At 72.8% G+C, this 213-nt stretch carries 1 pseudogene; it reads left to right on the top strand.

The window, feature by feature from the left end:
• Window positions 1-213, top strand: a pseudogene (locus A4V12_RS23465) (diguanylate cyclase CdgB); the annotation flags it as partial.

The following is a 213-nucleotide window of genomic DNA, read 5'->3' on the forward strand; positions in this document are numbered from 1 at the left end:
CCTCCTGCATGTCCATCGCCGAGATGAGCGGCGACCAGCACGGCCGGCTGCTGCGCCCCAACGACGCGCTGTGCCGGCTGCTCGGCAGACCCGCCTCCGTGATGCGCCGCTACTCCTTCGCCTACCTCGTCCACCCCGAGGACATCGGCACCCTGCTGCGCACCTCCGCCGAGGGCGGCCGCGCCGAGCTGCGGCTGGCCAGATCGGAAGAGC

Origin of the sequence: Streptomyces noursei (assembly GCF_001646665.1) — a bacterium.
Taxonomy (GTDB): Bacteria; Actinomycetota; Actinomycetes; order Streptomycetales; family Streptomycetaceae; genus Streptomyces; species Streptomyces lavendulocolor.